This window comes from Halomonas icarae (genome assembly GCF_009901955.1).
In the GTDB taxonomy this organism is placed as follows: Bacteria; Pseudomonadota; Gammaproteobacteria; order Pseudomonadales; family Halomonadaceae; genus Halomonas; species Halomonas icarae.
The window spans coordinates 415,933-430,260 of record NZ_WUTS01000001.1 but is presented as its reverse complement, the minus strand read 5'-3'; the positions used below and the strand labels follow the sequence as shown (position 1 = coordinate 430,260).

Sequence of the window (14,328 nt, the reverse complement as noted above, 5' to 3'; positions counted from 1 at the left end):
GGAAGCGAGGGACGAGGAGCGAGGAGCGAGGAGCGAGGAGAAGCGAATGAGCTATCACATCGAGATCAAGGGCATCGCCCAGCCCGCCGAGCCCCGGGACGGCGCCCGGGTGCTGGTGGATCGACTGTGGCCCCGGGGGCGGTCACGGGAAGCGCTGGCGCTTGACGACTGGTACCGCGACGCCTCGCCGAGTCCGGCGCTCAGGCGTCAGTATCAGCGGGGGGAGATCAGCCAGACCGTGTTCGCCGTGCGCTATCGCGGCGAGCTGCGCGACCACCCCGAACGGCTGCTGCCGCTGATGCGCCAGGTCCGTTATCGCGGCGCCCTCACCCTGCTCACCGCCGAGCGCGATCTCGACGCCTCGCCGCTGCCGCTTCTCAAGGAGCGACTGCTCTACGCCCTTCACGAGGAGGACGCGGCGGACAGGGAGCCCAGCTCGCCTCCCTGCTTCGCCCATGAGCTGCGCGACGACGCCGACCGTTGACGGCACCTTAGGCTCTGTGGAGGGTGACCAGGATCCGGTGAAGATGGCTCCTGCTCAGTGGACGGCATCCGGGCTCAATAATCGGCATGGCTAGCCGGCACACAGTAGAGCCCCCACAGCACGCAGAGCCAGCCCGTGTAAAGGGTGACCCCCACCGGATAGAACATGAAGCTGTAGCTCAGCCCGAAGCCAAAGCTTCCCAGCACCAACAGCACGGCACAGGTGGCCAGGGCTCGACGCCGGGGACAGCTGTCACCGAGTCCTGTCCAGAACAGCACAACCGGCACGAGATAGAGCATCAACAGTGCCAGCACCCCCAGCAGGCCCCGTCGTACCCAGGCATCCAGAAGGTCACTATGGGCATGGGCATAACCCGCCACCCTGGGATCAAGCTGCCCATCGGCTCCCAGGCGCTCCAGTTCCACTCGCGACTCCCGTGAGCCCCAGCCATATACGGGCCGTTCGGCGATCAGCATGATCGCACCGCGCCATATCTCGAGCCGCGCACCGGTCTCCACGCTCCGCTCGCCCTGCAGATAGCGAGTCGCATGCTCCAGTCCACCGGCGATGCGTTGCTGAACACCGGTCTGAGGCAACATGATCACCAGCGCGAGCGCCAGCACGCCCCCCGACACCAATGACAACGTCTGAGTCCGCCTGAGGCCCCGGCCATGGACCCACCACAACACCCCCAGCAGAGCCGGCAGGGTCACCCAGCCGCCTCGGGTGCCCGAGAGGATCGACCCCAGCAGTCCCCCACCGGCGCCCATCAGCAACGCCACTGTCCAGAGTGAGGAGCGCCGATACCCCCAGGCCCAGCCCAGGCCGGCCAGGCAGAACATCGCCAGCAGCAGGCTGAAGTTGCCATAGAGAATCGCATTCAGGTTACCTGATCCTTCGGAGCGCATCTCATGCCAGACGACACGCTGCCATAGACTCGAGACACCGCTCGCCACCCCACCGCTCAATGCACCGGCCCAGAACCACGCGGAAGCGGGAGGAAATCGTAATAGCACCAGTAGCATGGGGGCCATCAGCATGGTCGGCCACACCAGCTGGAACGCCTGAAGCGTCTCGCCGTGCCAGCTACTGCCCAACATCCACAGGAACGCGAACAGGGCACAGACAACCGGCAGCACCATGGGCAGGGCATAATCCCATAACCGGGTCAACGACCACCCGAACACCGGAATGGCCATGCTCAATAGAATGATGAAGGCCAGATAGCTGCCAGGAAATGTGAGCGCCAGCGCTCCCGCTGACCAAACAGCCAAACCGGTCCAGACCCGCATCACTCTGCTCCCTTGGTGGCTGATAGCTAATGGCTGGCACCCGATACGCTCGGCAGCACCACCGCCTCCGCAGCCCCCGGCAGGGAGACCACCTCCGCCTGTCTATTGATCTGCACCATCTCCACCAGGCGGTCACACTTCGCCACGCTCACCCCGGCGCGCAGTTCACACCAGCGGGAGGCGGGCTCCCGCCCCTGGGCCCAGGCGATCAAGGCCGCCGGCACGTCGGCCCCCGCTTCGGCACTGAAGGGATAGCCACCACCAAAGCGCGGATTGAGCTCCAGCAGATAGACCCGCTGGCCATCGTAAAAGAGATCGCAGTCGAGATTGCCTATATGCCCCAGCGCCTGTGCCAGACGCTCCCCCACGGCCTCGAGCACCGGATGTGACTCGGTGATGGCACGTTCGGTCTCACCAGCCCGCATCGACAGCTTGCGCTTGACGAAGGTCGCGCGATAGCGCCCCGACAGATCGTTGACCACATCGAGGCCATACTCCTGCCCCGGCAGCGCGGACTGAATGATCAGGCCACTGCCGTCAACGGCGTCCTGGCGCAACCCCAGGGCCGGAAAGCGGTGCTGGCTCCAGCGCCAGGCCAACACCAGCGTTTCACGATCCTCGACCCGTTCGACCCCCAGCGAAGCACTACCCCAGCGTGGCTTGATGATCAGGGGAAACTGAATCTCGTGGCAGTCGAGGGCCGTAAGGGCGGCCTCAAGCGTGTGATAGGTCTTCGGGGCAAGCAGTCCTATCTGCTCGGCAAAGCGTGCCGTGGCCAGCTTGTCGGCGGCGAGCTCGATCACCTCCAGTGAGGAGACCAGTACCCGAGTACCGAGGGCGGCAAAGCGCGCCTGCTCCCGGGCCAGCAGCGGCAGCTCGTGATCATTCAGAGGCACCAGCAGAGCGATCTGCTTCTCCGCACACAGGGCCAGCAGCTCGTCGATATATCCCGGCGCATCGACCCGCGGCAGGATGACCGCCTCGTCGGCCTCCCGCAGCGCCGTGGCCTGGTCGGAACAGTCGGCCGCCACCAGCCTGCCGGCGCCTTCCAGGGCATGACGAAAATAGGCGATCAGATAGTTACGTCTACCGGCACAGGTGAAGAGAATGTTCATGATCGGCATTTTCCTTGTTATTTGAAGCCGGCTGAGACGCCCGGGGTACCTCAAGCTGCTGCGTATAGCTGGCGAGAATGCTCGCATCCCCATCGGCACGCTTGAGGACGCGCCCCTCCAGGTCGACGACTCCACAGGCCGGCACGATAAAGGGAGGGGTGTAGTTCAGGGAGTAGGCACCACGATTCTTGGCCAGCACGAAGTCCCCCACCTGCAGAGCCGCCGTGAACTCTTCACAGATCACGTCATGCTCCATGCAGGTATTGCCCACCAGCTTGAACGACTGCGGCTGGCTCGCCTCGTCACGGCGCGCGCTCACGGCCCCAACGCTCACGGCTTCAAGCAGGGGTGCCACGCTAGAACGCGTCGGATTCACGGCGTTGATGCTGGTATCCAGCAGCGCCTGCCAGCCATCGCGACGCTGTCGCACCTCCATCACCCGGGCGGCCAGGCACATGGTATTGGCCACCATCGAGACACCCGGCTCGACCACCAATCGTGTCACCGCCGAGGGCCGGTGGTGCACGAACGCCTCGCCGATGGCATCGGCATACTCCTCCAGGGAGGGCACCGGGAAGGAAAACTGGGAACGCAGGCTGGCGGGCATCTCACCCAGCAGGCCACCCCCGATATTGATCGTCTCGATGGGATGATCAGGCAGCAGGCGGGTGGCCACCTCACACAGCCGCCGGATACGCCGCACCGGATCCTCCACTCCCAGCGCACGACATGTCGCATGACAGTGCAGCGCCACCACCTCGGCCCCTGGCAGGGCCTCCAGGCGTGTAAGGGCCTCGTCGAGTTCGCCGTTTTCCACATCGAAGCCGAAGCGACTGATCAACTGCGACGACGGAAAGTTGAGACGCAACCCGACTCGCATCCGCGGCAATGCTCCGGCGATACGAGCGAGCGCCTCGAGCTCGGCGAACGAGTCCAGATTGACCTGGCTGCCCGCCTCGAGGGCCAGGCGCAGATCCGCCTCACGCTTGATCGGCCCGTTGTAGATGATGCGTTCGGCCGGCAGAAAGCGGCGCGCCACGTCATATTCGAAGCGCGAGACCACCTCCACCTGGCCCTGCATATCCGCCACGCAGGCCACGAGAGCGGGCATATAGTTGGCTTTCAGCGCATAGGCCACATCGGTGCCGGGCCAATGCTCGCGAAGGCGACCCCGTAACCCGAGATAGTTGCGCCGAAAGGCCGCTTCGTCGAAGAGATAGAAGCTGTCGCCGACCTCGCGAGCAATCTCGTCCAGGAATGCATGCTCGACCATCGTCACATCACCCCTGATCCGCATGATAGAGACGCTCACCCGCCGGGCGATACCACTCATCGAGACTCACCGGCACCCGCGCGTTGTAGCCCAGCACCTGGCGGGTCAGCGGCGACAGCGACCGGCCATACTCCTCTCCCAGCATGCGCGCATAGTCCATCGCCGGCTTGACGTAGGCCCGGCCATAGCCAACCGTCAGCGCCACGCGCGCGCGATCACCATGTATATCGGCCCCCTTGTGCCACAGGGTGGAGTTGAACAACACGACGGAACCGGCAGGCGCCGTGAAGCGCTCATGATGTTTTTCGAACTCCTCATCGCTGGGGGGCTCATGGCGGTTCTGCGAGCCGCTCAGCACCAGGGTGCCGTTCTCCGGCGTGAAGTCATCACACATCACCAGCATGTTCAGCTTGAGCGGATAACCGGGAATCAGCGTACGCACGTCACGATGCAGCTTGTGCACATAGGTCGTGAACTCCGGGAAGCCGCCGATCGGCGTCAGCGAGTTGCAGATGTAGGGCTCATCGCCGAAGTAACGCGAGATATAGGGGTGGAACAGGTGCATATCGATAAAGCGGTCGATGCTGTCACCGCTCCCCAGGCAGTGATGCGCCGTGCCATCCCCATCGGTATTGAGTCCGTTACGCGTCTGATACCCGCGGCAGATATCGATCCACTTCAGCGAGTCCGCGCGCAGCTCCTCGGTGAACGCCTTCGAGAGCGCGCCTTCGAAGATGACCCACCCACTGTCGTTGATCGCCTTGTCGAACTCCTCGACGCTTGCCCCCAGCTGCATCTTCATGACGCCATCCCTCTTGCAAACTGCCTGTTACGATGCTTTGCCAACGCGAAGGAGCGTGTCAGCGGCATGCACATTTCCAGATCACGACCGTATCGTCCCGACTCACGAAAGCCTTGGCGCAGATAGAAACGAATCGCCGACCAGTTCCTGTGGCGAACGCGCAGTGTCAGGGTGCCGAACCCCTTCGCCACCGCCGCCGCCGCCGCCACCTCCAATAGCGGCTCGGCCATGCCGCAGTGACGCGTCTCCGGCGCCAGTATGAATAGCGTGATAAAGGCGCTCGGCTGGCCAGGATCATAGGTATAGAAGGCGCAGAAGCCGGCCAGGTGGCCCTCGACGATCAGCACCGCGATATCGGCCTGCTCCAGAATCTTGGTGATATAGGCATCGAGATCGATACCGTGCACCAGCTCACCCTGCTGACGCGCCTGCTCTTCATGGGTCAAGCGCCGCAGTTCATCGGCATACAGGCCGTGCTCACTGGGGGCCAGGACCCTGGTGTTCCACGAGGGTGAACCGGCGCGGGCGCGAGCCCGGGCACGTTTCTTGGTAACACCACGAGTACGACGCGCCGGAATCAGTTGAAGGCTCATTGGCAGCTCCCACCATGTAACATTGTGATCACTAATGTCACTCATTGTTACACTTGCTGCAAAACGTTGCCGTAGGAATTTTCTAGTCACTTGCAGCGGACACACTCAGTCCAGCCAGGACCAGAAGGGGGATCTGTCAGCGTCGGGTAGGGTGAGGCATCTGATCGCGAAGCGCCGCACGACGTCAGAGCGCTGGCCAGATTCGGCGGCGGAGAATCCGAGCATGAGAAAAATCATCACGCCGAATGAGAGATAATTTAGGTAATCTTATGTATCAGGCGTAACTTTTGTAAATCGGATCGCGAAGCGAATCACGCTCAGGATGCGGCACAGCCGATCGCGATCGACGACAGGAGATGACAGCATGCTGGACGGTCCCTTTCCCCCCTGGCCCTCCTATACCCAGGAGGAAGCCGACGCGGTGACACGCGTGCTGATGTCCAATCGTGTCAACTACTGGACTGGGCAGGAGTGTCGTCAATTCGAGAAGGAGTTTGCCAGCTACGTGGGGGCACGGCATGCCATCGCCGTCGCAAACGGCACCAACGCGCTGGACCTGGCCCTGAAGGCACTCGACATCGGCCCAGGCGACGAGGTGATCGTCACCTCCCGCACCTTTCTGGCGTCGGCCTCAAGCATCGTCAATGCCGGCGCCAACCCCATCTTCGCCGACATCGATCGCGACTCCCAGAACATTACCGCCGCCACGGTCGCCCCCCTGATCACGCCGAGAACACGGGCCATCATCGCCGTGCATCTCGCGGGCTGGCCCTGTGAGATGGATGAGCTCAGGGCACTGGCAAACGACCACCACCTCGCCCTGATCGAAGACTGTGCCCAGGCCCATGGCGCCCGCTATCGCGGCAATAGCGTAGGCAGCCTGGGGGATATCGCCGCATGGTCCTTCTGCCAGGACAAGATCATGACCACCGGCGGCGAAGGCGGCATGGTCACCACCCAGGACAGCGAACTATGGCAGCGCATGTGGGCCTACAAGGATCATGGCAAGAGCTGGTCCGCCGTCTACGAACGCCAGCATCCAGAGGGATTTCGCTGGCTGCATGAAAGCATCGGCACCAACTGGCGGCTCACCGAGATGCAGGCCGCCATCGGTCGCATTCAACTCGGCCGAATGCCGGAATGGAAGGCCACACGCCAGGCCCATGCCCAGCGTATATGGAGCACCGCACGGGAGCTTCCCGGCCTCAGGGTGCCGCACATTCCTGCCCATATCGACCACGCCGCCTACAAGTGCTACCTCTTCGTCGAGCCCGAGCACCTCAAGGCAGGATGGGACCGAGACCGCATCCTGCATGCCATCGTCGGCCAGGGGGTGCCCTGCTTCAGCGGCTCCTGTTCGGAGGTCTATCGCGAGAAGGCCTTCGGCCCCAGGAGCGATCACCCCGGCTGGCGTCCCGCAACGCGGCGACCGGTAGCCCGTGAGTTGGGCAACACCAGCCTGATGTTGCTGTGTCATCCGACCCTGGGGGCGGCCGAACTCGACAGAACCTGTAACGTGCTGGAAAGCGTGATGCGGGAGGCTTGCCAACGTCGCGACCTTCCCATCGGCGCTCCCGGCCTCTAAACGCTGGACCAGATCAACAAACGCAGGACCCAGACCAACCAACCTGCCATGACACAAGGGAGCCCTGCCATGCTACGCACCCGCTGGTTGACCGCCCTGCCGGCGCTCGCCCTGCTCCTCACCCCGACACTTGCGGCCCACGCCGAGTCCTCCTCACTCTCGAACCCGGAGCCTAGCCCAGAGATGATCCAGATCCATATCGGCGGCAGCGAAGGCACCCGCTACCACGGCAACCTGACCGTGTCATCGCAGAACGATACGCAGACCCACCGGCTGGAGGGCACCGCCCCCACCCAGCTGACCTACCCAGGTGAACAGGCCAGGCTGGAGCTGACCCAGCAGAGTCCGGGTAGTTTGACCATCGAGGTTATCAAGCGAGGCAATCGCAGCGTCTCACGCGTATCGGGCGTGGGGAGTCGCATTCAGGTATCGGTCAACTAACGAGCCGAAACAATAGCAACATCCATTGATATAAATCCATTAATATAAAACCGGCCTCCTGGGAGGCCGGTTGCTTTGGAGCAGATTCCTGTTAGCCAATGCTGCTCTCGAGGCAGGAGCTCTTACTGAACCACGAGAGCGTTGTTGCCCCAACCGCTCTGGGCGGTGACAGCCGAGTTGAATGCCCCGGTCTGGGTGTGAGTCGCCGTGTTGAAGGCACCATTGGCCTGCGAGATGTAGGAGAAGTTACCCACGCCTGCCTGGCTTACATTCGCCTCACCAAAGGCTCCGGTCTGGCTGACCAGCGAGATGTTACCCACTCCAGACTGGCCAACATCGGCGTCGTTGAGCAGCCCATTCTGATACACATCAGAGTAGTTCCAGTCTCCATCCTGGGAGACGCTGGCCATGTCACCGACACCACTCTGGTCGATATCGGAGATATTCAGCCAACCTGACTGGCTGACATCGGCTCCATTGCCGGCTCCACTCTGATCGATGTCGGAGATATTCGACACGCCGACCTGGCTGACCTGGGCACCGTTCAGCACGCCACTCTGGTTAATCATGGAGTCATTCCACGCGCCAGACTGACTGACATCGGCGCTGTTAAGAAGACCACCCTGATTCAGCTCGGCGTAGTTCTGGTTACCGGACTGCTCGACATTGGAGTTACCCACCAGCCCCGTCTGATTCACGTTGGCCGTGTTGTCACCACCCCAGATCCCCCAGGCACCATTGTTCTGGCTAACGGTGGAGTCGTTGAACGAGCCAGTCTGATTGACGTTGGCGGTGTTATCACTGCCGCTCTGAGTGACCTCAGATTCGTTGTAATAGTTGGTCTGATAGACATTGGCTTCCTGACGGTAGCCACGCTGATCGACATGGGACCTATGGCCAACATCATGCTGCTCAACGGTCGCATCGTTGTTGCGATCCCGCTGTTCGACCTTGGAGGTATTGTAGGAGCCCTTCTGGGTTACCTCGGCATCGTTGCCCCGACCCGTCTGATAGCTGAAGGAGTTGTTGACCCAGCCCTCCTGATGGATGGTGGCTTCCTGGTAGGAGCCGGTCTGCAGCACATCGGCGTCGTTGAAGTCGCCAAGCTGAGTGATATTGGAGGTCTGGTTACCGTTGCCACGATCCTGAGCGACCAACGCATCGTTGCCCCAACCCGTTTGGTAGGTGTTGGCAACGTTACCACCGCTGGCCATCGCATGGCTGCTGATCATGGCGATAGAGGCGGCGAGTAAAGTCATCTTCATTTTCATGATTGATCCCCTTCGTATTGTGCCCTGGTTTAGCTATTGTTGGCATTCACCAGGAGGTCGTTACATGAAGTCGCTGACCCCAGTCGACTCCACAGCGCCAGATGCCCAAATTGATCTGTCAATGCTGGATCACCTGGATGGCTGCCTGACCACGCGAGTGCTGTATTACCTCAACAGGCGCTCGACGCGTGGATCCCACTTGCATGATGCTCGCACTGCCGTGAACACCACTCTGAACGATGGACGCTTGCTTGCCGACACCGCGTTGCTCGATGGCGGCATCATGGCCATAACCCGACTGTGCGATGCTCGCCTCGAGATAACCGCCGGCCTGTAGCACCGCCGCGTCATGCTGCTGGCCCACCTGATCGATCTCGGCAAGGTTGTAGTAACCTCGCTGCACGATCAGTGCCTCCTGTCCTTGACCCGACTGGAAGATATTGGCCTCATGGCTGATACCGTCCTGATCGGTTCTGGCCAGGTTATTGACCACGAAACTCGGCGATACCTGGGCGAACTCCGACTCGAGGTGCAGATCACCGGCATCAGCGGTCGGCGTCATTGCCACCCCGGTAGCGAAAGCGATACAGCCAAGAGCCATTAACGTTTTCATAGGAAGTTCGCCTCGCCTCGGAATCATTGGTATTTCTGCTTTGGCTTTTCTGTTTTCTCAGCCTTGTTTCAAGCCCCACTTGATGGTTACAAGTATTTACACAAAGATACGCTTCAACAATCATCGTATTTCATTATTTTTGAACAGGAGATAACTCATCATCTTGGTATTGCTAAATCACTCCTCCCCGTGCGCGGGTAAATGATTCGCGTCACCAAACGAAACGGGCGCCGCTTCTCGCAGGAAGCGGCGCCCGTTAACAGAGGTCTTTCTTTAGAAAAGGGCCTGGCGTTACCTACCGGGAGGCCTTCGGCCTCCAATCGCGAGGCGGAGCCGCTTCGGCGGACCGCTCCCTCCTACCGTTCACTCTCACGCTTAATTGTGAATATCCCAGAGAAATCCCTCACAGCTGTATGAGTTGCGGAAGTTGTAGGAGGGATGCTCTGCATCGCGACTGGCGCCGCCAGGCGCCTTGGTGGTGTTGCCCAGTCGTGTGGCATTACCGGGAGGCCTTCGGCCTCCAGTCGCGAGGCGAAGCCTCCCTCCTACCATTCATTCTCATACTGAAGTGCTAAGTTCCCAGAGCCTCCACACCCAACGACATTACGCCCAGGAGTATCAGAGCATCGGTACGGTCTCGTCGCGGTAGGCCGCCAATACCTCATGGTCGGCATCCTCCGGGTTCGCCAGGCTCCATAGCCCACGATCAACTCCCTGGGTAACCAGATGAATCACCGCCGACTCGATGGCTGACATCACCGCCATCTGGACCGGTTCGTTATGCGTGAAGCCCGCCTCGGCCTCGAGCAGACGCTGGAAGCTGACGAAGCGATAGACCCCGGCCCGCAGCTCGTGGGAGTAGATCGTCTTGCTGGTGGTAACATTCCCCAGCACCTCCCCCGTGGCGATATCCACCGCGCGCAGGTTGATCGTGACCTGGTCAACCTGATACTCCCCCGAGGCGCCGATGCCAAAATACTCGGCACCGATACCGCCGGTCTTCATGTTGGAGTCGTAGGCGATGATCCCCCCCTCGAGCAGAACGCGCGCGGCATTCAGCGACGAGAGTTCATTCTCACGGCCCATGCGTTCCAGGTTGGCACGAATGATGCGCCGCTCGGTCAGCAGGTTCTGCAGCCCCACACGCTCGAGGGGAATGAACCAGCCGGACTCGGCCAGCGCCGAGCTGAGCATGGCGGCGCCGCCCTGGGTCACGGCGGTGGAGAAGGTACTCGCCGGCTGGGGACGATACTGCCCCGTCTGGTCGCGGAAGTCGTATACCGCCGCCAGAATCCGTGAGCTGGGTGCCGGCAGGCTCTTGAGATCATCGTAGGTCGCGGTGCGCGGCGTCAGGGTGGCGGGTGCCCCCTCCAGGTGGTCATAGGATGTCACCTGGCTGGCGCAGCCACTCAGGGTCAACATGCCCGCGGTAACCAGTGTCGTGATGAGTTTCATTATTCTGCTCCCTTGTCCCTGTCCGTGTATCCGCTCAGAACTGACCCGACGGCTGGCCGAAGTTGACCGTCGTCTCCTCGCCGGTGCGCCGGTCGACGATATGCATCACGAAGCCCCCATTCCCCAGGCTGCGTATCCGCACGCGCAGCGTCGAGCTCTCGATCACGCTGGTGCGACCCGCCTCCCCTTCCTTGGCATCATTGATGGCATCGTTGACCACCCCGGCCCTGAGGTCCTGCAGGAACAGATCGGTCTCCGTCAGGCTGCCGAAATCCGGCGCATCGGGATCCTCGTTGTCATCCTGGGACTGCGCCTTGTTGAAGAGATAGCTGCCATTGAGAGGGTTGCCCCCGAATGACGGGTTGATGGGCTCATACACCAGCTGGCCCGCCCAGGCGAAACCGCCCCCCAGCAACAGGCTCGTCGTCACTACGCCTGCCGCCACTCTTGCCGCCATCCGCTGCTTCATGCGTGTCATTGTCGTTCTCCTCGATGCACTAGAGTTCTTCATCTGCCAGATCGGGGTCATCGGCCAGGGCTTCCGTCAGCGTCTGCCGAATCACCAGATTCTCCACCTGCTCCACCGCCGCCTGCACATACCCGTCGATATCGCTGAGACGGGGCGACATGGTGGCCTGATAGACCACGCGGTTATTGTCCCGGGTGATCCAGACCTGGCTGCCCCAACGCGCCGAAGGCCGCTCATGCACCGTCAGCACCACGTTGTTCAACACCGGGCGTTCCAGGCTCAGCTGGCTGAACTGCCGATAGAAGGTGCGGCCGGTCATGGTCACGGTGCGGTCGATCACCAGGCCCGAGATCCCCGGCTCCTGCAGGCTGAACTGGCGTTCCAGCTCCTCTTCGGCCTGCCCGGGTGTCTCGATGGTCTCCTCCGACTCCTCGATCGCCATCGCCGGCTCATCGGACGCCACCTGAGCCAGCACCGGGCGGCTCCCTCCCCAGGCCAGCGAGAGGAGCAGCACACAACCCGCGACTAGGGCGTACTGTGGTTGCATCCCTTGGCTCCCTTGCGTTGGTCGAAATGAAACAGCGGAGGGGGCGCGCCCAGATTCTGGCGTGCCCAGTTGACCGCCTGGGTACGGTTGTGCACATCGATCTTCTTGAAGATGTTGTAGAGGTGCGACTTCACCGTATGCTCGCTGACGAACAGCCGATCGGCGATCTGCATATTGGAAGCACCGGAGCCGAGCAGCCCGATGATCTCCAGCTCACGCTGGGTCAGGCCACAGGCCGGCCGGTAAGAGTTGATGGACTGCTTGCGGAAGAACTCGATCAGGTGCGACATCAAGGCGCGCGACATCCACAGATGTCCCTCCAGCAGCCGATCGATCCCCTTGCAGATCATGTCCAGCGAATCCGTGCGATAGAACACGCCCGACAGATGCGCATAGGAGAGCACCTCGGCCGCCTCTTCACCGTCCTTCAGGTTCAGCGCCGCAATGCACAGTCGATGATCACGACTCGCCGCCTCCGCCTGCCACGCCTGCAGCAGGGCATCATCGACGTGATCATGGTCCAGCAGCACCACCGCGATATCATCGGCGACGCTGGAAGGCGCATCCCCAGGCGAAAGCTGAGTGACGGAGCAGTCAGCATGCTCATTGATATAGGCAATGAATAATGACGATTGCGGATTATGCTCCGTGACGAGCGCCACACCCCCACTCCGTTGGCTCATGCTTTCCTCCTCATGACGAGTTGTGTCCCTATACGGTCTTGTTATGGAGTACAGCTGGACACAAGTATGGCCTACCCACTCAGCAACGTAAAATAATGTTACCTACTGTGTTTCTTGGTCACAAACGTATCAAAGTATTAAAATTCTCAACCTCGGCTTCTAATCAATGAGTTATCACGACTTACGTTGAACAAAATACACACCAAAGCTGAAAGCCATTATTATTATTCAAGACTGAGCATGACGACCGTTCCAGCAAAGGTATTACCTGGCCATGAAAAAGTATTACCGGCCCAGAAACGACGAAGCCCGGCACAAGGCCGGGCTTCGATATCGTGTCCTGATGAGGACGTCGGGGTGTGGCGGGGCTGCTCTAGGCGTCCGCTGGTGATAGCAGACTACAGCCGAATATCGACCTGCGACTTGTCGAGACAATACTTCAGGTCATAGAGCACATGCTCCGCCTTGCCCCAGGCGCGGATGCCCTCGGCCCCCAGCTCACGAAACTCGCGATGGGCCACGGCAAGGATGACGGCGTCGTAGGCGCCGGCCTCGGGGGTCTCCAGCGGCCGAATGCCATACTCCTTCTCGGCTTCGTCCTTGTTGACCTGGGGGTCATAGACGTCCACCGCGACGTTGTAGTCGGCCAGCTCAGCGATGATATCCACCACTCGCGTATTGCGCAGGTCCGGGCAGTTCTCCTTGAAGGTAAGGCCCATCACCAGCACCCGGGCGCCCTCCACATGGATGCGCCGCTTGATCATCTGCTTGATCAGCTGCCCCGCCACATAGGCGCCCATGCCATCGTTGAGGCGACGCCCGGCCAGGATCATCTCCGGGTGATAGCCAACCTGCTGGGCGCGATGAGTCAGGTAGTAGGGGTCCACGCCGATGCAGTGCCCCCCTACCAGCCCCGGACGGAACGGCAGGAAGTTCCACTTGGTACCGGCGGCCTCCAGCACCTCCTCGGTATCGATGCCCAGGCGATTGAAGATCACCGCCAGCTCGTTGATCAGCGCGATATTGACGTCGCGCTGGGTGTTCTCGATCACCTTGGCCGCCTCGGCCACGGCGATGGAGCTCGCCAGATGGGTGCCCGCGGTAATCACCCGGGCGTAGAGCGCATCGACGAACGTCGCCACCTCCGGCGTGGAGCCCGAGGTCACCTTCTTGATGGTGGTGACCCGATGCTCCTTGTCGCCGGGGTTGATGCGCTCGGGGCTATAGCCGGCGAAGAAGTCCTGGTTGTAGGTCAGCCCCGACACCCGCTCGACCACCGGGATACACGCCTCCTCGGTGGCACCCGGATAGACGGTGGACTCATAGATCACCACATCGCCCTGCCCCACCACCCGGCCCAGCGTCTCGCTGGCCTTCACCAATGGCGTCAGATCAGGACGGCGGCTGGCATCGATGGGTGTGGGCACGGTCACGATATAGACATTGCACTCGCGCAGCGCCTCGATATCGCTCGAAAAGCTCAGCCGGCTCGCCTCGGCCAGCAGCTCCGGCTCCACCTCCAGGGTGTGGTCCACGCCATCACGCAGCTCGGCGATCCGCCGCTCATTGATATCGAAGCCCACCGTGGGCAGCACCTTGCCGAACTCCACCGCCAGCGGCAGTCCCACATAGCCCAGGCCGATTACGCCCAGGCGCGCGTTATCTAGATTCGTCACGATTCAGGTTCCTGTTCGAGGTTCGAGGG

Annotated in this window: 15 protein-coding genes; 3 read left to right on the top strand and 12 right to left on the bottom strand. The window is 61.5% G+C overall.

What is annotated here, in order from left to right; genetic code table 11:
- The first annotated feature begins 46 nt into the window (after nucleotides 1-46).
- A complete protein-coding gene (locus tag GRB80_RS01985) occupies nucleotides 47-484 on the top strand; it encodes a DUF488 domain-containing protein (protein ID WP_132042515.1) in 438 nt (145 codons plus the stop codon).
- Nucleotides 485-558: 74 nt separating this feature from the next.
- On the opposite strand, the gene GRB80_RS01980 is transcribed toward GRB80_RS01985, so the two are convergent.
- Genes GRB80_RS01980 through GRB80_RS01960 form a run of 5 tightly spaced genes read right to left on the bottom strand, consistent with a single transcriptional unit; the run spans nucleotide 559 to nucleotide 5,559 of the window.
- Complete coding sequence (locus GRB80_RS01980) at nucleotides 559-1,776, bottom strand: O-antigen ligase family protein (RefSeq protein WP_161422377.1); 1,218 nt, start codon at nucleotides 1,774-1,776, stop codon at nucleotides 559-561.
- Nucleotides 1,777-1,802: 26 nt separating this feature from the next.
- Nucleotides 1,803-2,891: an ATP-grasp domain-containing protein gene (locus GRB80_RS01975; protein ID WP_161422376.1), complete on the bottom strand. Its 1,089-nt coding sequence runs from the start codon at nucleotides 2,889-2,891 to the stop codon at nucleotides 1,803-1,805.
- Nucleotides 2,863-4,164, bottom strand: coding sequence for an alanine racemase (locus tag GRB80_RS01970; protein ID WP_161422375.1), 1,302 nt, complete (start codon nucleotides 4,162-4,164; stop codon nucleotides 2,863-2,865). The genes GRB80_RS01975 and GRB80_RS01970 overlap by 29 nt, the downstream gene beginning before the upstream one ends.
- Nucleotides 4,165-4,171: 7 nt before the next feature.
- Nucleotides 4,172-4,966 (bottom strand): phytanoyl-CoA dioxygenase family protein, encoded by a 795-nt coding sequence (locus GRB80_RS01965; RefSeq protein WP_161422374.1) that lies wholly within the window; start codon nucleotides 4,964-4,966, stop codon nucleotides 4,172-4,174.
- A complete protein-coding gene (locus GRB80_RS01960) occupies nucleotides 4,963-5,559 on the bottom strand; it encodes a GNAT family N-acetyltransferase (protein WP_161422373.1) in 597 nt (198 codons plus the stop codon). The genes GRB80_RS01965 and GRB80_RS01960 overlap by 4 nt, the downstream gene beginning before the upstream one ends.
- 364 nt (nucleotides 5,560-5,923) lie before the next feature.
- Here GRB80_RS01960 and GRB80_RS01955 point away from each other — a divergent pair, with 364 nt between their 5' ends.
- Both GRB80_RS01955 and GRB80_RS01950 read left to right on the top strand, forming a co-directional pair.
- A complete protein-coding gene (locus tag GRB80_RS01955) occupies nucleotides 5,924-7,144 on the top strand; it encodes a DegT/DnrJ/EryC1/StrS family aminotransferase (RefSeq protein ID WP_161422372.1) in 1,221 nt (406 codons plus the stop codon).
- A gap of 69 nt (nucleotides 7,145-7,213) precedes the next feature.
- On the top strand, nucleotides 7,214-7,585 hold the full coding sequence (locus GRB80_RS01950; RefSeq protein WP_161422371.1) for a hypothetical protein: 372 nt from the start codon (nucleotides 7,214-7,216) through the stop codon (nucleotides 7,583-7,585).
- A 122-nt stretch (nucleotides 7,586-7,707) separates the two neighbouring features.
- Here the strand turns inward: GRB80_RS01950 and GRB80_RS01945 are convergent, their stop codons facing one another.
- The 7 genes from GRB80_RS01945 to tviB all read right to left on the bottom strand — a co-directional run bounded on the left by GRB80_RS01945 (nucleotide 7,708) and on the right by tviB (nucleotide 14,299).
- Complete coding sequence (locus GRB80_RS01945; protein WP_161422370.1) at nucleotides 7,708-8,856, bottom strand: hypothetical protein; 1,149 nt, start codon at nucleotides 8,854-8,856, stop codon at nucleotides 7,708-7,710.
- 118 nt (nucleotides 8,857-8,974) lie between these two features.
- Nucleotides 8,975-9,418, bottom strand: a complete 444-nt coding sequence (locus tag GRB80_RS01940; protein WP_161422369.1) for a hypothetical protein — start codon at nucleotides 9,416-9,418, stop codon at nucleotides 8,975-8,977.
- 669 nt (nucleotides 9,419-10,087) lie between these two features.
- A complete protein-coding gene (locus GRB80_RS01935; RefSeq protein WP_161422368.1) occupies nucleotides 10,088-10,924 on the bottom strand; it encodes a CsgG/HfaB family protein in 837 nt (278 codons plus the stop codon).
- Nucleotides 10,925-10,958: 34 nt separating this feature from the next.
- On the bottom strand, nucleotides 10,959-11,402 hold the full coding sequence (locus GRB80_RS01930) for a curli assembly protein CsgF (protein WP_237561903.1): 444 nt from the start codon (nucleotides 11,400-11,402) through the stop codon (nucleotides 10,959-10,961).
- A gap of 19 nt (nucleotides 11,403-11,421) precedes the next feature.
- Nucleotides 11,422-11,940 (bottom strand): CsgE family curli-type amyloid fiber assembly protein, encoded by a 519-nt coding sequence (locus GRB80_RS01925; protein WP_161422367.1) that lies wholly within the window; start codon nucleotides 11,938-11,940, stop codon nucleotides 11,422-11,424.
- Complete coding sequence (locus tag GRB80_RS01920) at nucleotides 11,919-12,623, bottom strand: LuxR C-terminal-related transcriptional regulator (RefSeq protein WP_161422366.1); 705 nt, start codon at nucleotides 12,621-12,623, stop codon at nucleotides 11,919-11,921. The genes GRB80_RS01925 and GRB80_RS01920 overlap by 22 nt, the downstream gene beginning before the upstream one ends.
- 398 nt (nucleotides 12,624-13,021) lie before the next feature.
- Nucleotides 13,022-14,299, bottom strand: coding sequence for a Vi polysaccharide biosynthesis UDP-N-acetylglucosamine C-6 dehydrogenase TviB (gene tviB / locus GRB80_RS01915; protein WP_161422365.1), 1,278 nt, complete (start codon nucleotides 14,297-14,299; stop codon nucleotides 13,022-13,024).
- Nucleotides 14,300-14,328: the final 29 nt, after the last annotated feature.